Source organism: uncultured Imperialibacter sp., from assembly GCF_963974565.1.
Taxonomy (GTDB): Bacteria; Bacteroidota; Bacteroidia; order Cytophagales; family Cyclobacteriaceae; genus Imperialibacter; species Imperialibacter roseus.
In genome coordinates, this window is record NZ_CAXBCJ010000012.1 from 92,922 (window position 1) to 114,175 (window position 21,254).

The window sequence follows — 21,254 nt, forward strand, 5'->3', positions numbered from 1 at the left end:
TTATTTAATAACACAACGCCTATAGCCACACCGATGTTTTGAATACTTTAGGAGCGGTAAGATCACATCTTCAAAAGAAGCTCACCACCCTGCTCAGTCAACCTCGCTTACTCCAATCTCCAATTCTTTCTTAATAGTTTACTCAGGCTGTCCACCACCGTTTGGTTCCCAGCGGCAATGTTTTCATTTTCCTCCAGATCGCTTCGGTGATCATATAGCATTTCGTCCTGCCATTGCAGGCTGTCGTTCACCCACTCGGTGTAAGCATAGTCCGGCGTGGTGATGGTGTAGCCGTTCGTCCATCGGGAAATGGCAAAGCCAGCGGGCGCCGTTGATGGAGACACCAACTCGACCATCAGGCTCTCACCTTGTAACTGTGCTGGTTTTGGCAGCCCTGCGAGGTCAGCCAGGGTGGGGAAAATGTCGACGTATTCAACGATGGCATTGGAGATGCTTCCAGCCTTTGCCTTTGGCGATTTCCATATCATGGTAGAACGGAGCGAGTTGCGGTAATTACAATGCTTGCACCACATGGTATGCTCCAGCAGGTTGTAGCCATGGTCGCCAATGAGCACGATATGCGTGTCTTTATCGAGACCTAACTCCTTTAATTCATCGAGCACCTTTCCTATCTGGGCGTCGACATAGCTCACACTGGCATAATACCCCTGTATCAGCGTTACAGCCAGCGAGTCGCTTACCGGGACCTCTTTGGGCACGTCAGCATAGTTTCTCAATTCACCTGAGTTGTGAACGGAGCGTGCTGGGGCACCCGCCGGCACATAATTATTATCTGGCAGGGTTACTCTGCCGTCATATAGCTGCCAATACTTCTCGGGAGCATTGAACGGCAGGTGTGGCTTAAGGAAACCAACCGCCATGAAGAACGGATTATCGGCCGCCGCCAGTGCCTTTAGATCGATAATGCTCTTAGCCGCAATCTTAGCATCATTATAAACGCTATCAGGCACATTGCCCCGTTCGTAAGGCCTTCCTCTGTTGGCCATATCGGTGCCGCTGTTTTCGGCTGTGTGGTAATCCAGCAAGTCGGAAGGCCTCCAGTTGATGTCCCAGGCGGCGGCGTGGTCGTCTTCATTGTGAAAGACCTTGCCGTTGGACACGGTAGTGTAGCCATTGTCCTTGAAATATTGAGGCAACGAGATCGCTCCGGGCGCATCGTGCTGAGCGTAGGTCATGTAGGTGAGAAAGCGGTTTTGCATCGGCCTCAGCCCGGTAAGAAAACTGGCCCTCGACGCTCCGCAAACCGGAATATTGCAAAAGGCATTTTTGAACAAAACGCCCTCTCCTGCTATCCGGTCTATATTGGGCGACTGAACAACGGGGTGGCCGTAGCAGCCAAGCTCAGGGCGCAGGTCGTCGACAATGATGAAGAGAACGTTGGTGGGTTTGTGCACCTTCTCTTTCGGAGTGCAAGAGAAGATGAAAGAAACACCCAAGCATAAAACGCCAAAAAGTTTGAGTCTGTAGGTCATGTCTAAATATATCGATCTTATTCCATTTTCAGGAATACTGGCTCGACATCTTCGACAGCTCGAGCCCCTATCATAGCCCATGGTTTAAACCATGGGCTATGATAGGGGCACTCCACCTAACTTATGTAATTGGTTCAGGCCGTCAAGTTCCACTTGAAATGATCTCGTCTTATGATGTCTCTTTTGATTCTTTATATATTGAAAAACTGTTTCCATAACGGATTCACTCGCTGAATACACCGCATAACCAGTTTGCCACGAAAATCTGTCCTTAATTAATTGTTGTTCATTGATCCAATGGGAGGAACTCCCCTTCACTTGCTTTATGACCTCTGCAATACTGGTCTGAGCATTTAACAAAAACAAACAATGAACATGATCCTCCATTCCGTTGATGATTCTCACAGCGCAACCCATTTCTGTAAATTGGCCCGTCATAAAATCATATATCTTCCGTTCAACCGACTGATGAATCAATGGCTGCCGTTCTTTGGTAGCCCAAATAGCGTGAATCCAAATACGATGATATGAATGAGGCATGGCTGATTCGTTGGCCCTGCCATAGCCCCGGGTTTAAACCCGGGGCTATGGCAGGGCCCCTACATTTTCAATATAAAAATCCTCAAGAACGAATGCAAAACGTGCCCAATCAGATCGAGCCATGTCAATTTTTTTTAAACCCGATGACATAGGGTTGACACTCCCGCTCCCTACATTTAAATTCAAAAGATCAAATCACCGGAGGGAATAATGAAGCACACTACGAATTATGTCAATACATTCGTAGAAATCGCTGATGACAGCCCGAATGAGCGGGGTGAAATGCCCCCAGTAAAACCCGACAAAAAAACAGTGGCCAGTCTGCACTTCGATATGGTGTATGGCAATCCCTACAAATACACTTCTGACGACGTCATATTTGGTGTTTTTGCGCTCAGAAAGGAGTTTGAAAAGAATGAAATCGAAGAGCAGCGTGAGCACTACTTCTCCAAAGGGCAGGCATGCTTTCGGGCCTCGCCGCTTACCAAACAGTACGGTTGGGGCGTTCACGCCAATGCTGAAGGGAAAATTGCCATCTATGGTGCCGAAACGGAGGAATACAAAAAGTTTATGGCTGACGACTCTGTCAAAAAAGTGAAGGCTATGCGGTCAAAGAGGAGCTGAGTTTTCCAGCGACGATCCTATTGACAATGGTTTTCTTTTAGATTTGTACTCGATATGACCAACAACGACATCCTACGCCGATTGCGCTACCTCCTTGATGCCGACGACTCGCAAATGATCAATCTATTCGCACAGGCTGGTCATCATGTAACACGGGCTGAAGTGAGCGACTACATGAAAAGAGAAGATGAGGAAACTTATCAGGAAATGCCGGACATAAAACTGGCCATCTTCCTCAACGGGCTCATCAACGAAAAACGAGGCACAAGAGAGGGTGAACAACCGGCGCCAGAGCAGCAACTCAATAACAATATCATCCTCAGAAAGCTCAAGATAGCCTTCAACCTAAGCTCAGAAGATATCCAGGCTATTTTTAAACTGAAGGGCAAAAGCATCGGCCCCCACGAGCTGAGCGCCTTCTTCCGCAACCCCAAGCAGAGCCAATACCGGCCTTGTAATGACCAATACCTGCGGTATTTTTTGAGTGGTATGCAGATTAAGTATAGGTCGAAGGAAGAGGAGTGAGAGGGCTGAATAAGCAGCTATCTAACCACAAAATTGTACACCCGAACCTTTGATAATGAATGATTGTTCTTAAATTGAGTTTCAAATAGGAAGTTGAAAGTACCAAATGAAACAAAAAGAGCGGTCGGATTTAAAAAACGTCACCCGGTATGGTGCCGTTCAGCGAAAATATCAGCATGTTCAGCTGAACAAATGGCGAGCCAGCCGCAACGATGTAAAAGTCGGAATTGAGCAACTTCTGAGCTATGGAGGTATAGGAAGGTTGCAGTTGCAAGGCTCATTTCTTGGCGAGGTTCCCGGTTTAACAAACCTGCCCGTGGCCAGAGTGGCAGAGCTGCTTGACATGAGCAAAACTACTTTCTACAGGGCCAAAGATGAGCCGGAACTTGACATGGGCACGGTGGATCGACTTTCAAGCTTGTTCAAGATTTACCAGAGAGGAATGGAAGCCTTTGAAGGGCTGGAGCCGTTTGAAGAGTGGCTTCAATCAAAGATTGTCAACCTGGGGGACCAGCGTCCGATTGACCTTTTGATGACCGAGAGTGGTAGAACAGCTGTTTTGGAAGCTATTGACCGGGTAGAGTATGGAGTGTATGGCTAATGCTGGTTTTTAGAATAGAAAAGAAGAAATACCAGTCTACTTACCCTCCTCTTGGTTCTCGTTTTGCAAACGGACGCTGGAGCACTAAAGATATGTGGGTGGTGTATACCTCAGAAAACATCGCCCTTGCTAAATTGGAGACACTGGCTAACAGCGGGTCGAGAATACCTCAGAACAGGTACGTACTGACGCTTGAAATAGACGATGACACTCCACTGGCAGAAATAGCCATTAACGACCTGCCTCAAAACTGGCACGATTACCCCTACCCAAAACAACTAGCGGAGATAGTGAAAGATATAATGGATAGCCGACTGTATGTTGGGGTGGTTGTTCCATCGATCCAATCACCCAGGGAGAAAAATATCCTATTATTTCCCGAACATCCGGAGTTCGGGAGGTATGTGTCCAAATTGGATGAAACAGACGAATACTTTGATCCACGATTGAAATAGAATTTCACCATTTGTTTTGAAAACCGCATTGGATAACAGCCTAATTTCCTTGGTTCGTGTCCCACCATAGCCGTAGAAGTAAGCCTCAATGTTTGTTTCGAAATCCACATCGGTAAACAGCTTCTCAATTTTCCCAAATCTTCACGATAATAGGCCATAGCCATTCAAAACTCCATCTCCTTGGTTCGTGTCCCACGAACCAATTCATTGCCACTAAAACTCATTTCTCAAATCACTTAAAAAACCAAATGGGTTGACACCCTGATCATAAAACGAAGCAGAGGACCAATAGTAATTACTTGGCTCTTTAGCTAGCTGCCAATGTTCTGCAAGCGGATTGCGATGAAGGTAGTCGAGCTTTTGTAACGCCACTTCTTTTGAGTATAGATGAATAGCGAGGGAATCTCTTTGCCAAAATTCGAATTGTTTGTTTTTGGCAACCACCGAGTACTTTCTAAGCTCCGCCGGGTCGTCGTTCATCAGCATTCTTCTAAAACAATGGGCCATATATTTCAAAAATGAGCCCTGTACTGTTTCCTTCCCATTTAACGACAAAGTTCTCCAAATCACGTGGATGTGATTAGGCATAATCACAAACGCAAATATATCAGCCAGGCTACGGCTTTTGAGATTTTCTAAACTATCGACCACCACTTGCTTGTAATTGTCGGCGGCCAAAAGGTACATCCAACTGTTGATAGTCGCAGTGAAAAAGAATATTTCACCGATATCCATGTATGATTTACGCTTGTCTTTAAAAAGGTCATTCATAGTGATTCATTGCTAACAATAAACTACGAAAGCCCATTCAATTTACATGCGAAATAGATATTTTTATGTTGCGCTGTCGGTTGGTTCGTGAGACACGAACCAAGGCCGAAGCAAAATAACAATTTGACCGGCCAGATTAACTATATCGCTAAACCTAGACTGAACACTCGGGATATGCTACAATTAAATAGACTGCCAAGATTCCTCACCTTGTTTTCTGTAATGGTACTCCTAGCAAGCAGCAGCTCGATAAAAGACACCGAGGAAATTACAAGAGCGAGCAGACAAGACGACTCAAAAAAAAATCTACTCCATGATTTGATCAACGAAGTTGGTTTTGTGTCACTCCCGTATAAGGCACTTTTTAATGCCTCAACAAACGGCACTTACAGAATTCAATGTTGGGGCAAAGACTCAACTCTATGTGCGGATTTCAGAGGAACTGCTAGCTTTGTCATTGGAGCACTTCCCGACACTTCGAGCTTCTACTCATTTATCTTCATTACCATTTCAGCAATAAGCAAACCCAATTTGGTGACCTTTGATAAACAGGGCAAACGTATTTCCTGTGAGCCACTTACTGAAGAGAACAGTGTAATATATGCCGGAGAGATCTTGGAGTGCGAAGAATATGCAGTCATCGATGCAAATTTAAAAATCCATTCTTTCTTCAAGTCGAGAGTGGTATATGAAAAAGGTGCGATTGATGAATTTGACACGGTTTGCACCCACTTCGAAACCAACGGTTACATTCAAAAAAATGGCGTAATAGTATTGGGAGAAAAGGAAAAATACGATTGCAAATAAGGTGCCTAGTTTGTGAAACACGAACCAAGGATACAGACGAATACTTTGATCCACGATTGAAATAAGCCTCAATGTTTGTTTCGAAATCCACATCGGTAAACAGCTTCTCAATTTTCCCAAATCTTCACGATATTAGTGCATGCGAAAACTGCTCATTCTTTTTTTGTTGCTGGCTACCCTTTCGGTTAGAGCCCAACTTTTTGACTACAGTACAGCCGGCGTTCAGCGAGTGTATTTGGCTTCTGGAGTCAAACACAAGGTGGATCAAGTTCCCTTCATCTCCTTCCGGGTCAATGGTGAGGTAATCGGCAGCCCTGCGCAAGAAGGCGCCGACAAAAGATTTGAAACTGTTTACACCCATCCGGCAGCCAAAAGCGCTCTGCCATACAAAATTACTTTCACCCTCAAAAACACCTCGACTACAGATACCCTCACCATCGAAAATGTGGTGCCTTTTGGTGAAAATCCCGACCATGTCTACATCACCGGTCTGGGCGAACACCGGCTGTCACGCAGTGTGATTTACCGGCCTGGCTTTGGCCCCATCGGCGTCATCCTGCCCGACAATGCCTGGGAATTGGGGTTTGGTATTTTGCCGCTGCCAGATGGAAATGCCGTAGCTGGTTTAGCCCGCCGCAAAAGCTGGGAGAAGGCACAGCGCAAACGCTTCGAAACTATTCTGTATCCAGGCGGAGAGGTCACCTACGAGCTTTGGTATGAGCCCTTTGCCGGTGACTGGCAGGAAGGACTCAGGCTAATGTTCCAAAAGCATTTCCTGTTTGACCTGGAGCAATTCGACAACAGCCTCTTCGACCGCCCGGATCTGGCCTGGATCAGAAAGGCCTATGCCATCAACCTGATGATGGCCTGGGACAAGGACTTTTACAACCCACGATATGGCATTTACTACCTGCCCAAAACCATCGAAAAGGCAAAGCCTCTGCTCGGCGGCTGGGATGTCATCGGCTTCTGGCCTACCTGGCCAGCTCTGGGGCTTGACCAACGCAACCAATGGGACATGTTTCGCAACCTTCCGGGAGGCTTGAAAGAGTTGAAACGCATCACCACTGATGCGCACAAAGCCGGGACGAAAATCTTTCTGTGTTACAACCCCTGGGATGAAAGCACTACAGCCACTACCTTCGCAGAGCAAATGGTCGGCATGACCGACATGCTCAAAGCCACCGACACCGACGGCGTGGTGCTCGACACCCGGGGCAGTAGCAGTGCCGAGATACAGGGAGCAGGAGATGCAGCGAAAGAAGGAGTGATCATGTACAGCGAAGGCATGGCCATTCCCAAAGACATGCCTGGCATTATTTCCGGCAGGGTGCACAATGCGCTGGAGTACCCACCCCTGCTCAACCTCAACAAATTCATCAAGCCCGACTTCGCCATTTTCCGGGTGGCAGAGCTGGCCTATGAGCCCATTTTGCGGGAATACAACCTAAGCCTGTTTAATGGCCACGGCGTAGAAATCAACCAGTTCCAACCCGGCCGTCCAGAATGGGTAGACGAGCAGTACAAACACCTGGGCAGGATACTGATGGTACTGCGCAGCAACAGCGATGCTTTCAATTACAGCGCCTACACACCACTTATACCGACACTCCGGGACAGCGTATATGTGAACGAGTGGAAGAGCGACACCAAAACCATTTACACCATTTACAACGCCAACCCTGAAGGCTACACGGGGCCTCTGTTTGACCTGAAACTTCCCGACACCCATCACGCCGTCAATTTGTGGACGCACCAACCGGTGAGCGTGGACAGTGGAAAAGCGCTTGTTTCCATCGATGGTTTTGCTCCGGGAGATTTGGACACCAACAACGAAGGAACCGTAAGCGTAGTGGCGGTATTTCCCAATGTATTGCAGGTCAGCCGCCGGGGTGATGAAGTGATAATAGAAAGTCCGCCGGGAAAGATCACCTTGTCGATCAATGGCCCCAGCTACGACAAAAAGCCCTATGAGTTGGAAGGCGGAAAGCATAGTTTGTCCCTTAGAAAGACGTTTGGCTGGCAGGAAGGCAGCGTGGTCATCCAGTACCTCACAGAGGGTGAGTTAAAGGATGAGGTAACGTTCAAACTAAAAGCTTCGGATCCCTGGCTGATTTCCAGTATCACCAGCACAGCGGGCAACAACATCGACCCTACCTCGGTGCGGGTGCCCGGCGGCAACTATCACTACAGAGTGGACGCCAGAGAGGGAGAATTTATCCCCTATCCCAAACAAGTCGAGAAGGACACGCTGATGCCCGGTTTCTGGATGGATCGCTACCCGGTGACGAATGCGCAGTACTACGACTTCCTGGCTGCCACCTGCTACCGACCCAACGACGACACAAATTTTCTCAAACACTGGCCTGGGGGCAAGCCAAAAAAGGGAGAGGAAGACTTTCCGGTAGTCTACGTCGACATTGAAGATGCCCGGGCCTATGCGGAGTGGAAGGGGTACCGGCTGCCTACGGAGCTGGAATGGCAGTATGCCGCACAAGCCGGAGATACTATCAATACCTGGCCCTGGGGCGCTGAGATGGACAGCACCAAGACCAATCGTGGTGATGGAAAACCTTATGCTGTTGGGCAATTCCCCGAAGGAAAAAACCCGCTGGGTATTGAAGACCTGGTGGGCAATGTGTGGCAACTGACCAACGACGTCTACTTCAATGGCACCAGCGAATTTGTGATACTCAAAGGCGGCAGCTACTTCAACCCGACCTCCAGCTGGTGGTATGTGAAAGGAGGCCCTCAGCCCCTGCCCTGGCGGCAAATGCTACTGCGGGTGTCACCGGGGTTTGAACGGAGCGCTACGGTTGGGTTTCGGTGTGTGGTGGAGGAGAGGGGTGAGTAGTTGATAATAGCATCGTATTGTTTTCAAATCTGTTATCGTTTATTTTTGAAACATGAGTATCGAACAAAGAAAAATTCAACTGGTTCAAACCATGCTTCGCCTTGAAGACGAGCAGATCATCGATAGCGTGGAAAAACTAATCAAAGATCTTCAGTTAAAGTCATTAGAAAATGACTTTACGCCGCTAACGCAAAAGCAGCTCAACGCACGAATTGATGCTTCCGAGGCCGACTTTGCCAATGGTAGGTTTACATCAGCAGAAACACTTCTAAAAAAATTCTAAGTGGCCTTGAAAGTAATTTGGTCGCATTCTGCTGAAAACCGGCTAATTGATATTTACAATTATTACTCACTGAAGGCAAGCACTACAATTGCCAAAAAAATTGGTGAGAGAGCTGATTCAAGCTTCCGTAAAACTTAAACACACTCCTTTTATCGGACAGATTGAGCCTTTGCTTACGCATCGCTCCAGCGAATATCGGTATCTGGTAGTGAAAAGCTATAAGATAATTTACTGCCCCTTTCCAGAGCTTGGCGAGATAAGAGTGGCTGACGTATTTGACTGTAGGCAGAATCCAGAAAAAATGACTGAAATTCGGTAAGCCGAGTCTCACTACCCCCCATCGCCGTCGTTTGCAACGACGGTGTGTGAGACGTGCGTTTTTAACGCATCGACCAGTAATCCGAAGCCCTCTACTTCCTCAACTCCAAAAAGTCCTTCAGCCTCCCTTCCGTGTCATACATCTTGAACGAAAGGCTTCCGTCATTCACGCCCACGATGCAGTAGTGGTGTCCCCGGTAGGTCTTTGCACTGAACCACGCCCGGGTAGGCGCAAAGTCCTCCAGATTGCCACCCGCACCACCCGCCTGAATGTATACCACACCGTTTTGCTCGCTTACCTTATTGGCTTCGATAGGCATGGTACGCTGGTAAGTATGCAGGTGACCAAAGAAGACCATGTCCACACCATATTTCTCGTAGAGCGGCACGATCTCCCTTACTTTTTTGTCGCCCAGGTCGGTAGGGCCTTCCCAGCTATTGCCGTAGTCGTCTTCGTCAGCGGAATAAGGAGCATGGTGATGTGCGACAAACTTCCATTTGGCAGTGGAAGCCTTTAGTTTTTCCTCCAGCCACGCATACTGCTTTTTACCAGGAGCAAACTCATCCCGCTTGTTACTGTTGAGCATGAAAAATTCTGCGTTGCCGTAAGTGAAAGAGTAGAACCCTTCAGGCTCAGGCAGCACATGGTATTGGTTGTACCAAAACAAATCCGACTCGCCATTACCAGCTACCGGAAATACCGGCACCCGGCTGGTGAGCTGGGTCATGGCTGCGAAGTACTCGTAGTTCCATTCAAACTTATGATGCTCCTGGCCACCGTCGGTGAGGTCGCCCACAATCATGAGGAAGTTGGGGCGCTCGTCCCACAGCATTTTGGCCACCCGGTCGTTCACGTGAGGGCGAGCTTCGGTGTCACCAATGATGCCGAACGCAAATGGAGCATTCGGTTCGACGGCTGTAGCAAAAGTCAGCACTCCTGACTCCATTTCCTGGCCATCTTCTGCTACCACTTTCACATCGTAAAAGTAGGTGGTGCCCGGCTTCAAATTGTCGAGTGTCAGCTCCTGGATATATTTACCTTCAGCACGTGGGCCCTCTTTTTTCAGGCTGGCCACAGGCAATTCCTTTTTCATTTTCAATGGCAGCGACTCACCATATTCCACAACGGCCATGGTGGGTCTATCGGTTTCCCACAGCACGTTGATGCTGGAGGCGGTGGCATAGTTGAGATAAGGCCCTGCATTAAAATGAAAGGTGTCGGGCCAAAGCTTCCCTTCTTCCACATGCTTTTGAAGGTAAGCATAACGTTGCTTGATTTCGGAGACGTTGAGTGGGCGGTCATAGAGCCTGAAGTTTTTCAGCATATTGCCCAGCTGCATGTAGGGCTCGTTGTGCATGTAGGAAGCCACTTCCAGCTCTTTGTTCTGCGTCACTGCGGCCATCGTTCCCACTTTCTGTTCGCCTAAAAGCGCCCCATTCAAATACAGCATCATGGAATTGCCATCGTACACCCCCACCAGGTGGCCCCAGTAGTTTTTCCAGCCCCTGGCTTTGATCTCATGGCTGATGACCGCCGCAAAAGGCTCTTTTTCGGGTTTCAGCGAGAAAATGATCTCCCTTTCGTAGACACCCAACAACCATTGTGGCTCGCCCCCGGTGTATTTGGGCTTCACAGCTGCGAGCATCCCTACTGGTTGGTTCACATGGTTCACCAACCAGCACTCCACAGTAAAGCTGGAGGCCGGAAGCTGGTTTTGCGGTAAAATACCCGTAAGCCTCTGAGTAGGCTCTTCTCCTTTCAGCACCAGGGGAATACTACGGCTATCGACGTCAGTAAAAACGGACGCCGGTGCTTTGGGTTGATTGCCGGGAGTATTATTAGCCCGGGCAGGCAATGTGTACTCAGGCCAAAGCCACCAGTCGCCCAACAGGCCGGTTTTGATGTCTTGGGCAAAGCCAACTGAGATTTGCAACGCAAAAAGAAGAAGTAGACAGTATTTCATTGCTTCTTAAAATCAAATTGATCGATGATATTTTGATTGAGGTCTTTCACTTCTAAATGGATGGAGTCGCCCTGCACAAACATTCTAGCCAGGTGATGCCGTTTGACGACAACATCCATTACTGGTTCCTCCGACATCTCACCTTCAGGCTCCAGGCCTCCTCCAGCTCCTCCAACAATCAGAAAGTTGACCTTCTGGTCGCCGTAATTCCTCGTTAACCTTTCATAATCATGGGTGTGCCCGGCGACAACAAAATCGATGCCCGCCGACTCGTACACAGTGTCTAGCAGCTGCCGAACCACTTCGTCGCCATGGTAACCGGGCCAGCCCTGCGAAAGTGGCGGCTGATGCAGTACCACAAAATGCCAGGTGGCAGCCTTCCATTCCGGAGATTCAATCTCTCTTAAAAACCATTGCTTTTGGTCGCTGGTACCAAAACCAATAGGGAAGGCTTCATTGGGATCAATAGCAACAAAAGCACAATTGCCATACTGCCACGAAAAGTAGTTTTTGCCGGATGCAGTCGTTATGTATTGGTTGAAATTCTTCGGGCGGAGGTCGTCGTAATACCCATCGTAGTCATGGTTGCCTGGCACGAGGTAAAAAGGGAAGCGGCCTTTGGCCTGCCCCAGACTGGTCAGCAGGCTTTTCCATTGCAGAGAATCGGAACCATTGGCCACCAAATCACCTACCCCAAGGCTAAACTTGTCGTCATATTCATTGGTGTTAGACATGAGTTTACTGAACGTGTTCCAACCGCCCTGGCTGTCGGCCCAGAGTGTAAATGAAAAAGAGTCGGCGTTTAGCTCCATTTTTGGCACTTCATATACTTCTGTCCAGGTATCGAGCTGACGAATCCTGTAAAAGCTGGCCTTGCTTAGCTGCTCCAGCGGAAATCTGAATGGCTGCTGCTTAGCTGTCACTATAAACTCAGTGGTAAGGTGAGTCGGGTCGTTGCCTGCAAAAATTACTGCCTGGCCACTGCCCGTACTCAACCAATTGAGCTCGAAGCGGCCTTTGTTATTCAGCAAAACAGGGGCACTGAGCATGGGATATGCACTAAAAAGTGCTTCAACCTTCGTAATATTCTCTATGGTCGGGTGCTCCACAAGAAGGCCTGCAGCTTCCATGGCGTCTGCCGGCGGTTCACTCAACCGCAACACCTGATCGACGGCGGCACCTGCTTTTCGATAGAGTGCTAGCTGGCTCTTGTAGTCCCGATAGTTGGCGAGGGAAATCAGTTTCACTGTGCGCAGGCCACCAGCCATGGCGTTGTTAAGTACCCTAATCGTCAGCGTGTCTCCAGCCGTAGCCGTGAGATAAAACCTGTCGTCAATTAGCCTTTCCAGCTTTTTACTATTGAGGAATACCTGGGCGCCATCGTCCGCATTGACCTCCAAAACTGAAGAGTCGATGGGGTCAACCACCAGCCGTTGGTACCACATGGCGGTGTTTGGAAGAGTAACACGGTGAGGTAAGTCGAGCACTTCGGTCTGTTCCCATTCAGGGAATTCAAAGTCTGTCAGACTTTCATTTATTCCGGCTACATATCGCCAACCTTGATCGATGGACTGAGTAATAGCAGGAGCTGGCGTCTTGACCGCTTTCCACTTTTCGGCCAGCGCAAGTCTGGCGGAGTCCTGCGGCGGTAACATCGTATAGTTAGGAGAAATAATTGAGTCCTGCTGCCGACAACCAAAGGCCGCCAGCAACAGGAGCACAATTACCCTTTTGAAATCCATCACTTAGTGATCATTGAGCCAACAACTGCTCCTGGCTCAGGAGTATTAACATATTTAAGCCCCAGTAAGGTAGCTGCAGTGGCTGCTACCTGATTCTGGTAGAGCTGCCCATCCTGCTTCACCTCGCCCAACGCTGGGGTATCCGGGCCAATCGCCATCATCCAAATCTCTCCCCCACCTTCGACCTGGCTACCATGACTTCTCCATGTGTCTTTCGGCACGGTGCCTCTTCCGTGATCGGTGGTGATCAGCAGGGTGGTTTTGTCTTTGTATTTTGGGCTGGATTGGATGTACAGCCAAAGCTCTTTTATAAACTGGTCGGTGCGGCGGGCTGAATGTAAATATTCATCATACTCGCCATCGTGCGCCCAGTCGTCTGTTTCTCCATAGCTAATGTATACAAGTCTTGGGTTGTTCTTTTTTACATATTCCATCATAAAATGATGAGTGAAGGCGTCAAGCCTCACTCCTCCCCAGGGGCCGGGGATTTCGTCCTGTAGCTGGTTCAAAAACTTTTCTCTATCCGTCAGGCTGCTTCCGGTCGCTTTCATAAATCCTGCATTTACAGGAATACCGCTTCGTTCAGCATTGATGATGTAGGGAAAAACATCCCATGATCCGAAGCCAGCAACTTTGCCTTTGTATTGAGGCTGGTTGTTGACGAACTCAAGCACAGTTTTATTGGGGTTGGGAATCTTGTCGTTGCTGGTAATCCTATTGTCATCAGCAAATCCGGATAAAATTTCGTTGTAGCCGGGATAAGAGAACCACATGCCATTAGCGCAGTTTACTTTGTTTCCCTCGTTGCGGTTGCCATACATCTGCCCCTTTGCGGCAATCTCAGACCAGAAAAAAGGGAATAACTTTTCTCTTCGTATCTTCGCATCTTCTGCCCAAAATTCTTTCTTCAGACTTTCTACATTCTCCACATAATCTTTGTCGCCGATCAGCTCTGCGTCGGCTCCTCCATAGAGTTCCTGCCAGCGAAGTCCATCAAAGGTAATAATGAAGACATTCTCTGTTTTCAGGTCTTTCTTCTGAGCAAAAGTGCCCAGCGAAAACGCTAAACCTGCAATAAGAAGTAAGGTGTTTTTCATTGTCAATTGGGTTGCTCCAAAAGTTGAGGGGGACAAAAGTCCCCCTTACTTCCAGATAGGTTTGAGGCAAAAATTACTTCTTATTTAGTTTACATCCCACCAAACTCGGGTGGTAATTGCATCGACACCCTGGCGGGCAACAGCCGCCTTATAATTGTCAGCATTTAGTGCCTGGGCGTCGCCTGGATACATAAAGCGAACCGGTACGGTAGGAATCACCGCACCAGGGCCAGGTGTAATTGCTGGTATGCCGGTTCTTCTCCAATCGAACCAGGCCTCCATGCCATTGAAGAAAAGAGCGACCCATTTTTGCGTGCCTATTTTGCGTAGCTTCTCATCAGTAGTTCCTGTGTAGGCTACATCTTCCTGAGCGAAATAAGAAGCATCAGGCGTGGCCACTTCGATAATCTCAGGGTAGCTACCAACTGCAAGTCTTTCCAGATAGTAGTCAAAAGATGAGTTGATGCCGTTGAGGTAGTAGGTTTCTGCAGTACCTGTTGAAATAAAGCCCCGTTCCCTGGCCTCAGCAAGAATAAACTGAAGTTCAGCATAGCTCATCAGCATGGCCTCTGCGGCAGTTGGAGAGGCTCTCTCAGGGTTACAAGCACGGCATGCGAACATTAAGCCAATTCTTGAAATGAAATTGGAACCAACTTTTTCAGGGTCACCGCTTGGCGAATAAGCCAAAGCCTGTGCATCAGCCAGGCCGTTAGGCACGCCTGCATAGTCGGCATGACTACCTACCACCCCAGCACCTGAGTCATTGGTTGGCTGCGCATACACAAACAGCCTTGGGTCGTTCAGGTCTTTCAGAATGGTCTCCATGTTGACACTCAGTCTGTACTCATCAAAAGAGCCTGAACGATTGGTATACTGCGGCTGCTGATTAGGCGCATCTGACAGGTACTCCAACGCTACATTATCGTCGTTGCTTTCAAGAATCGGGTTGGCATCAGGGTTGCTAAGAATCGCCTGCATACCCGACGAGGGATCATTTCTATCCGACAAACGCATGTAAATTCTCAGGCGTAGTGAATTGGCAAATTTTCTCCACTTCATCAGGTCACCACCAAAAAGGATGTCGCCACTTACCGAACCAGTAGCACTGGCCAGAATGGTATTGGCTTCCGCCAGCTCAGCCAACACTCCCTGATAAACAGACTCCTGTGTATCAAACGCAGGAAGATTGGTGCCTTCTTTTGCACTTGTTGCTTCCGAATAAGGAATATCGCCGTAAGCGTCTGTCATGAAAGAATACATCCATGATCTCATGATTTTGGCGATACCAATGTATTGCGGCTGCCCGGCTTCTTCTGACAAAATGATGATGTTATTCACATCACGCATGGCATTATAGAAGCTGTTGTAAGGGTCACCTTCGGGGCCCCAAAGGTATCTGTCCTCGCTGGTGAACTGAATTTTTGCTGAATACTGCATCACCACGTTACCATACCCCCACGCCAGTCCGGCTACTTCGTTCACCGGGTTTCTAATGATGGTAGGCAGAAGGAGTGCTGTTGGGACAGACTCAGGGTCATTCGGGTTGGTATTCACCTCCTGGAAGTCCTTGTCGCATGATGTAGCCACAAAAAGACCTGTCAGCAGCGCTATTGATTTTATAGAATTGCTTTTGATTTTCATTTCTGTTTTCCTTTTAATTTTTAAAAGATGAACCATCTTAAAGTTTGAAGCTCAGGTTAAAGCCAAAGCTTCTGGCTGAAGGATAAGCCATGTTTTCAACACCTGGCTGAAGTGTACCACCTGACATGGAAAGTGTTTCCGGGTCGAAGTGAGGGTTTTCAGTCCAAAGCATCAGGTTTCTACCCACTACAGAGAAGCGAACATCTCTGAAAGGAAGGCGACCCATCATAGTGTTAGGGAAGCTATATCCCACTCTTACTTCACGAAGCTTCACAAAAGACGCATCGTACTTGGCAGCCTCTACGTTGTTGCGCTCGTAGTAACGGTTATGCCAGTCACGGCTAGCTATTTTGATCTCGTTAGGGATATAGTTTCCATCTCCAGTATCAATCACACCTGGGCTAACAATGCCATTGCCTTCCAGTGAAAGGTCGTATCCATTGGCTCTTCCATAAAGTGTTTCTGCCAGCTGACCGGAGGTGCTACCGATAGTCTTGGTTCTTGACACCACAATACCGCCCTGACGGATATCGAATAAGAAGCCAGCGTAAATGCCTTTGTACGAGAAGTTGTTGTTGATACCCACCATAAAGTCTGGGTTGTAATTGCCTTGTAGTTTCAATTCCGGATCTCTCAAAGGAGTACCTTCAGCCGAGTGGATGATCTGACCAAAATATGGGCTGTTTTTGTCTTCTACCCTGGCAAAGCCAACACCGTAAATGTTGCCCATTCTTTCTCCTTCACGAGCCTGGATATAAGCACCATTTCTCTCAGTTAAAGTATAAGCCTCGATACCTTCGGCCAGCTTTATCACTTTGCTGCGATTGCTGGTAAAGTTGACGCTAACATCCCATTTGAAGCCATTGTCTTTCTTAATAGGCGTTCCCATCAACATCAATTCCTGTCCGTAATTTTGGATTTCACCAGCGTTGATTATGCGGCTGGAATAGCCTGTCGCAATGTCCAGCGTAATCGGGATGATCTGGTCTCTCGTTTTGTTGTCGTAATGAGTGAAGTCCACTCCCAGGCGTCCTTCGAAGAATCGTAAGTCAACACCCAGTTCGTAAGACGATGTCCTTTCAGGCTTCAGCTCAGCATTTCTCAGCACAGAAGATTCTGATTTGGTTTGCACCGAACCCCATGCAGTTCCGGAGCCATATACATTAGAAAGGCTATATGGATCGGTATCGTTACCCACCTCAGCGTATGCCGCTCTTACCTTTGCAAATGATAGGAAATTAGGCATAGTGAACATATCACTTACTACTCCGCTCAATGTTACTGATGGGTAGAAGTAGCTATTGTTGTCAACGGGCAAAGTACTAGACCAGTCGTTACGGCCAGTCACATCCAGGAAGATCATGTTTTTGAAGGCCACCTGACCGTACCCGTACAAGCTGTTGATTCTCTTCTCTGACCTGCTTTGGCTAACCTGAAGGTTAACAGCAGAGTTAGAGAAGTTGTAGATGCCAGGGATCAGCAATTGTGGAGCCACAGTTGACTGAAACCTGTTGTTCTGACGCATTTGGTTACCACCAACTGACACGGTGAACGCCCAGTCGTCATTCACGTTTTTGTTATATGTCAAAAGGAAATCAGTGTTCCTTTCCTGAAAGTACACAGCATCTTCCCTGTACATACCCAACGGGAAACGCTGCGTAGAAAATGCCCGGCGGCGGTCTCTCAAGTCATTATACAAGTCGTTACCGGTACGCACCATCAGGCTTAGCTCTTTGGTGAATTTGTAGGTAGCAGAAAGGTTGCCAAAGATTCTGTCCTTGTCCTGTCCGTTGGTGTTCTCGTAAGTCGTGAAGTAAGGGTTATCGTGGTAGTTGTAATTGTAATTGAACTGCTGGATTCCTTCAAGGCCTGGCATCCAGTAGTTGGCCAGTTGTTTGGTATCAATTCCACGACCGTACCAAATCCACAGGTACATCAAGCTTTCAGTTCCGTAGCTAATAGCCGGTCTGTTGTCGCTTTGGCTTTTGATATAGTTAATCGTGGAATTGATGGAAAGTTTGTCTGTCAGGTTAAGCCCGCCTTTGAGGGATACAGAGTTTCTTGTCAGGTCGGTATTAGGCACCATGCCTTTCTGATCCAAATTGGTGTAAGACAAACGGACATTGCCCCAGTCATTTGATGTGCTGAATTCAATATTGTTTGTACGGGTTACACCTGTTTCAAAGAAATCATTGATGTTATCAGGGTGTGGCGACCACGCAGTAGGGGTAATGGTGCTACCCGCAGGGGCGTTAAGATCACCTCCACGAAAGCCAGGAACGTTTCTGGGAGAAGAGAATTGTGGAATGAGTTGTCCGTTCAATTCTGGGCCCCAGCTTTCGTCCACGCCATCGGCAATGCCGGCTCCGGCTCCGTCTACAAACGAAAACTGGCCATTGTTACCCTGCCCGTACTTGTTTTGCCAGTCGGGCAATACCAGAGGATTTTCGAAAGTTAGGTTGCTGTTCACCGCTATACCGATACCCTTTTGACTTTTACCTGATTTAGTAGTGATCAGGATAGCGCCGTTCGCAGCTCTTGAACCATAAAGCGCCGCCGCTGCCGGTCCTTTCAACACAGTCATTGAAGCAATGTCATCAGGATTGATTTCGCCGGCTGCGTTGCCATAGTCAACTTCGAGGTTACCTGACCCTGACGCACCATTTACATTATTGCTTATTGGAATTCCATCCACTACAAACAGCGGCTGGTTGGCATTGATATTCAAAGACGACTCGCCACGGATAGTGATCCTGGCAGAACCACCTACTCCAGCAGCCGCATTGGAAACCTGCACGCCTGCTACTTTGCCGGAGAGAGAATTAACCACGTTAGTCTCACGAGCTTCGGTAATGTCCTCGCCGTTTACCTGCTGCACCGAGTAGCCAAGCGCCTTCGTTTCTCTTTCAACGCCAAGTGCGGTTACAACCACCTCTGACAAACTTTTTACGTCGAGTTGCATGGCTACGTCGATCACCGACCGACTGCCAATGGCAACCTCTTGTGAGGTGTAACCTACAAATGAAAAAACTAAGGTTGGCTCCTGAGTAATCAGGTCGAGGCGATAGTCGCCGTTCACCCCTGTAATGGTTCCGTTGGAGGTACCCTTTTCTAATACGGTAAGCCCAATGAGCGGCTCCCCGGCTTCATCTTTCACAACACCACTTACAGTACGTGACTGTGCCAGTGCGTTGAAAGAAAAAGCCATCAACAAAAGCAGGGAAAGAAAAGCGCTCCCAAAAGCTTTTTGATAAGGTCTTTTTTCTGGTAATGGTTTTTTCATAGTTTTAAATGGTTAAGACGATTTTCGTTTTAGCACAAAGCCTCCACTCCCTTCCCTTTCGGGAAAGTCTTTGCGGACGTAGGAAGAGGTACTAGCCGGGAATGTTAGCGCATTTCCGGCTTATTTTTTTATCGGGATCTGGCAATCGAATTGCCTTCGTCGATACATCAAAGGTAGCAGGGTGATATTTACCTATATTAAACTAATATTTAATTCATTGTTAAATATTAGCTTCCGTTGTCATAATATTTACAAATAGTAAACAAATGGCGAAATTGATGGCTGAATAGAACGGGGAGTGGAATCGTTGGACCAAATTTCAGAAATGCAGCACAAAGTGCAATTCTCGCTGGTTATCAAATGTTGACCTCATCGTTATCTTTCCTTCATCCCCCACCGATTTATTGCTTTTAAAAATGGTGGGTGTTTTTTTGACCCTTCAACCGCCTGAATCATGACAGATAACATCATTGGGCAGCTCGGACGCAAGCTGAAGCAGACCCGCCTATCAAAAGCACTGAAGCTTTACGAAGTGGCCGCCGAAGCCCATGTGAGCAAGGGTTTGCTATCGAGGATTGAAAACGGCCGCACCATCCCATCGCTACCTGTCCTCATCTCAATAGTTCATGCCCTTAAGGAAGAAGTGGGGACATTCTTTCACGACATCTACAGAATGCAGGAAAAGCCTTATCTACTGCTGAAAAAAGATGAGTACAATGAATTTGAAAAAGAAGGCACCAAGGGCTTCAAGTACCACCATATTCTAACACGCACCATCTCCACTATCACGGTCGAGACCGTCCTACTCATCCTGGAGCCTGGGGCCGAAAGAGAAATGATCACTACAGATGCTTTTGAATTCAAATACATGATCAGTGGGTCTGCTCTTTATCATATTGGGAACGAGGCTGTGCTGCTGGAAGAGGGCAATAGCCTTTACTTCAACGGGAAGACTCCACACGCTCCATCCAATCCCTCAGCCATGCCATGCACAATGCTGGTGGTCTACTTCTTCTTTAATGATGAGCTAACATCATAGGGCACTTCGTAATAAACAGATAAAGGCAGCTTCATCATGTCTTCACTGCTGACTTTCATTTTAGAAGTTGTAACGAACTCAGAGAATGAAGGAGAAAAGTGCGGACGTAATTGTGGTGGGCGCTGGCATTGTAGGCCTGGCGATGGCTTATCACTCAGCCAAAAAAGGGAAGAAAGTTGTTGTTATTGAACGGTCGCAACAGGCCCAGGGAGCCAGTATCAGAAACTTCGGTCTGATCTGGCCTATTGGTCAACCAAAAGGGCCCCTCCTCGACAGGGCTTTGCGAAGCCGAAGCACCTGGCTGGAAGTAGCCGGGGAAGCAGGGATATGGCTCAATCAAAATGGTTCCCTACAGCTAGCCCATCATCAGGACGAATGGGATATCATCAATGAGTTTTACGATACGAACTCCAACGAAGGCTTCCAGATAGAGATAGTTGCCGCTGACAAAGCAAAGCAGCTAAGCCCGGGGATTAAAAGTAATGGGCTTAAGGGTGGGTTGCTCAGCTCAACAGAATGTACAGTCGATCCTAGAGAAGCCATTAGCAAATTGCCCGGCTACCTTGAAAAGAAATACGGGGTCAAAGTGCTGTTTGGAACTGCCGTTACCTCTATAGAAAAAGATCAGGTCATTGCGGCTGATATCACCTGGCGGGCGGAGAAAATATTCGTTTGTAGCGGCGCCGACTTTGAAACGCTCTTTCCGGAAACCTTCCAGCAAAGCGGCATTATCAAATGCAAACTGCAAATGATGCGCACAGGTGCTCAACCTCATGCCTGGAAAGTGGGGCCTTCGCTGTGCGCCGGGCTTACCCTGTTGCATTATAGCGCTTTCAAGGATTGTAAAGGCCTGCCTGCATTACAGTCCAGAGCTCAAACGGACATGCCCGACCTGATCAAGTGGGGCATCCATGTGTTGGTGTCACAAAACGGAAACGGGGAGCTGGTGCTGGGCGATTCACATGAATACGGCTTGTCCCTTTCGCCCTTCGACCGAGAAGAAATCAACGAGCTTATCATGTCTTATCTGGGCACCTTCTTCGAGGCGCCCGACATGGCCATCAATGAGAGATGGCATGGGATTTACCCTAAGCTGCAGGGCAAAACTGAATTCGTTGCCCGGGTGAGCGACCATACTACCATTGTTAATGGGCTGAGTGGAGCAGGCATGACATTGTCGTTTGGGTTAGCAGAGGAGCTTGCAAACGCCCTGTAGC

General features: G+C 48.1%; 17 protein-coding genes. 9 read left to right on the forward strand and 8 right to left on the reverse strand.

What is annotated here, in order from left to right; translation table 11 throughout:
• Window positions 1-107: 107 nt before the first annotated feature.
• A complete protein-coding gene (locus tag AAC052_RS17395; RefSeq protein ID WP_339814798.1) occupies window positions 108-1,493 on the reverse strand; it encodes a sulfatase in 1,386 nt (461 codons plus the stop codon).
• A gap of 96 nt (window positions 1,494-1,589) precedes the next feature.
• A complete protein-coding gene (gene tnpA, locus AAC052_RS17400) occupies window positions 1,590-2,033 on the reverse strand; it encodes an IS200/IS605 family transposase (protein ID WP_339814799.1) in 444 nt (147 codons plus the stop codon).
• A 210-nt stretch (window positions 2,034-2,243) separates the two neighbouring features.
• Between tnpA and AAC052_RS17405 the strand changes: the two genes are divergently transcribed.
• From AAC052_RS17405 to AAC052_RS17420, 4 genes are all read left to right on the forward strand, one after another.
• A complete protein-coding gene (locus tag AAC052_RS17405) occupies window positions 2,244-2,657 on the forward strand; it encodes a DUF6157 family protein (protein WP_339814801.1) in 414 nt (137 codons plus the stop codon).
• 54 nt (window positions 2,658-2,711) lie between these two features.
• On the forward strand, window positions 2,712-3,182 hold the full coding sequence (locus AAC052_RS17410; RefSeq protein ID WP_317488258.1) for a DUF1456 family protein: 471 nt from the start codon (window positions 2,712-2,714) through the stop codon (window positions 3,180-3,182).
• 106 nt (window positions 3,183-3,288) lie between these two features.
• The gene (locus AAC052_RS17415; RefSeq protein ID WP_317488259.1) at window positions 3,289-3,783 is read left to right on the forward strand and encodes an antitoxin Xre/MbcA/ParS toxin-binding domain-containing protein; all 495 of its coding nucleotides are present in this window, start codon (window positions 3,289-3,291) and stop codon (window positions 3,781-3,783) included.
• Window positions 3,783-4,238 carry an RES family NAD+ phosphorylase gene (locus AAC052_RS17420; protein ID WP_339814803.1) on the forward strand — a complete coding sequence of 152 codons (456 nt, stop codon included), beginning with the start codon at window positions 3,783-3,785 and terminating at the stop codon, window positions 4,236-4,238. The genes AAC052_RS17415 and AAC052_RS17420 overlap by 1 nt, the downstream gene beginning before the upstream one ends.
• Before the next feature lie 213 nt (window positions 4,239-4,451).
• On the opposite strand, the gene AAC052_RS17425 is transcribed toward AAC052_RS17420, so the two are convergent.
• Window positions 4,452-5,009, reverse strand: a complete 558-nt coding sequence (locus AAC052_RS17425; protein WP_339814804.1) for a transposase — start codon at window positions 5,007-5,009, stop codon at window positions 4,452-4,454.
• 222 nt (window positions 5,010-5,231) lie between these two features.
• Between AAC052_RS17425 and AAC052_RS17430 the strand changes: the two genes are divergently transcribed.
• From AAC052_RS17430 to AAC052_RS17440, 3 genes are all read left to right on the forward strand, one after another.
• A complete protein-coding gene (locus tag AAC052_RS17430; protein ID WP_339814805.1) occupies window positions 5,232-5,816 on the forward strand; it encodes a hypothetical protein in 585 nt (194 codons plus the stop codon).
• A 139-nt stretch (window positions 5,817-5,955) separates the two neighbouring features.
• Entirely contained in the window at window positions 5,956-8,670 is a 2,715-nt protein-coding gene (locus AAC052_RS17435) for an SUMF1/EgtB/PvdO family nonheme iron enzyme (protein WP_339814806.1), read from the forward strand.
• Between the two features lie 52 nt (window positions 8,671-8,722).
• Window positions 8,723-8,953, forward strand: a complete 231-nt coding sequence (locus tag AAC052_RS17440) for a hypothetical protein (protein ID WP_339814807.1) — start codon at window positions 8,723-8,725, stop codon at window positions 8,951-8,953.
• Window positions 8,954-9,363: 410 nt separating this feature from the next.
• Here AAC052_RS17440 and AAC052_RS17445 read toward each other — a convergent pair whose 3' ends face one another.
• The 5 genes from AAC052_RS17445 to AAC052_RS17465 form a co-directional block, all read right to left on the reverse strand.
• Window positions 9,364-11,235, reverse strand: coding sequence for a metallophosphoesterase (locus AAC052_RS17445; protein WP_339814808.1), 1,872 nt, complete (start codon window positions 11,233-11,235; stop codon window positions 9,364-9,366).
• Window positions 11,232-12,977: a metallophosphoesterase gene (locus AAC052_RS17450; protein ID WP_339814809.1), complete on the reverse strand. Its 1,746-nt coding sequence runs from the start codon at window positions 12,975-12,977 to the stop codon at window positions 11,232-11,234. The genes AAC052_RS17445 and AAC052_RS17450 overlap by 4 nt, the downstream gene beginning before the upstream one ends.
• A complete protein-coding gene (locus AAC052_RS17455) occupies window positions 12,977-14,074 on the reverse strand; it encodes an alkaline phosphatase family protein (protein ID WP_339814810.1) in 1,098 nt (365 codons plus the stop codon). Before AAC052_RS17455 ends, AAC052_RS17450 begins: the two co-directional genes overlap by 1 nt.
• 84 nt (window positions 14,075-14,158) lie before the next feature.
• On the reverse strand, window positions 14,159-15,715 hold the full coding sequence (locus AAC052_RS17460) for a SusD/RagB family nutrient-binding outer membrane lipoprotein (RefSeq protein WP_339814811.1): 1,557 nt from the start codon (window positions 15,713-15,715) through the stop codon (window positions 14,159-14,161).
• Window positions 15,716-15,752: 37 nt separating this feature from the next.
• Window positions 15,753-18,998: a SusC/RagA family TonB-linked outer membrane protein gene (locus tag AAC052_RS17465; RefSeq protein WP_339814812.1), complete on the reverse strand. Its 3,246-nt coding sequence runs from the start codon at window positions 18,996-18,998 to the stop codon at window positions 15,753-15,755.
• 454 nt (window positions 18,999-19,452) lie between these two features.
• Between AAC052_RS17465 and AAC052_RS17470 the strand changes: the two genes are divergently transcribed.
• Window positions 19,453-20,037 (forward strand): XRE family transcriptional regulator, encoded by a 585-nt coding sequence (locus AAC052_RS17470; RefSeq protein WP_339814813.1) that lies wholly within the window; start codon window positions 19,453-19,455, stop codon window positions 20,035-20,037.
• 85 nt (window positions 20,038-20,122) lie between these two features.
• The gene (locus AAC052_RS17475) at window positions 20,123-21,253 is read left to right on the forward strand and encodes a TIGR03364 family FAD-dependent oxidoreductase (RefSeq protein WP_339814814.1); all 1,131 of its coding nucleotides are present in this window, start codon (window positions 20,123-20,125) and stop codon (window positions 21,251-21,253) included.
• The last annotated feature ends 1 nt before the right edge of the window (window position 21,254 follow it).

Excerpts from the sequence above, each read along its gene's own strand:
- AAC052_RS17395 (WP_339814798.1), bottom strand. The coding sequence starts at position 1,493 with ATGACCTACAGACTCAAACTTTTTGGCGTTTTATGCTTGGGTGTTTCT.
- tnpA (WP_339814799.1), bottom strand. The coding sequence starts at position 2,033 with ATGCCTCATTCATATCATCGTATTTGGATTCACGCTATTTGGGCTACC.
- AAC052_RS17405 (WP_339814801.1), top strand. The coding sequence starts at position 2,244 with ATGAAGCACACTACGAATTATGTCAATACATTCGTAGAAATCGCTGAT.
- AAC052_RS17410 (WP_317488258.1), top strand. The coding sequence starts at position 2,712 with ATGACCAACAACGACATCCTACGCCGATTGCGCTACCTCCTTGATGCC.
- AAC052_RS17415 (WP_317488259.1), top strand. The coding sequence starts at position 3,289 with ATGAAACAAAAAGAGCGGTCGGATTTAAAAAACGTCACCCGGTATGGT.
- AAC052_RS17420 (WP_339814803.1), top strand. The coding sequence starts at position 3,783 with ATGCTGGTTTTTAGAATAGAAAAGAAGAAATACCAGTCTACTTACCCT.
- AAC052_RS17425 (WP_339814804.1), bottom strand. The coding sequence starts at position 5,009 with ATGAATGACCTTTTTAAAGACAAGCGTAAATCATACATGGATATCGGT.
- AAC052_RS17430 (WP_339814805.1), top strand. The coding sequence starts at position 5,232 with ATGGTACTCCTAGCAAGCAGCAGCTCGATAAAAGACACCGAGGAAATT.
- AAC052_RS17435 (WP_339814806.1), top strand. The coding sequence starts at position 5,956 with ATGCGAAAACTGCTCATTCTTTTTTTGTTGCTGGCTACCCTTTCGGTT.
- AAC052_RS17440 (WP_339814807.1), top strand. The coding sequence starts at position 8,723 with ATGAGTATCGAACAAAGAAAAATTCAACTGGTTCAAACCATGCTTCGC.
- AAC052_RS17445 (WP_339814808.1), bottom strand. The coding sequence starts at position 11,235 with ATGAAATACTGTCTACTTCTTCTTTTTGCGTTGCAAATCTCAGTTGGC.
- AAC052_RS17450 (WP_339814809.1), bottom strand. The coding sequence starts at position 12,977 with ATGGATTTCAAAAGGGTAATTGTGCTCCTGTTGCTGGCGGCCTTTGGT.
- AAC052_RS17455 (WP_339814810.1), bottom strand. The coding sequence starts at position 14,074 with ATGAAAAACACCTTACTTCTTATTGCAGGTTTAGCGTTTTCGCTGGGC.
- AAC052_RS17460 (WP_339814811.1), bottom strand. The coding sequence starts at position 15,715 with ATGAAAATCAAAAGCAATTCTATAAAATCAATAGCGCTGCTGACAGGT.
- AAC052_RS17465 (WP_339814812.1), bottom strand. The coding sequence starts at position 18,998 with ATGAAAAAACCATTACCAGAAAAAAGACCTTATCAAAAAGCTTTTGGG.
- AAC052_RS17470 (WP_339814813.1), top strand. The coding sequence starts at position 19,453 with ATGACAGATAACATCATTGGGCAGCTCGGACGCAAGCTGAAGCAGACC.
- AAC052_RS17475 (WP_339814814.1), top strand. The coding sequence starts at position 20,123 with ATGAAGGAGAAAAGTGCGGACGTAATTGTGGTGGGCGCTGGCATTGTA.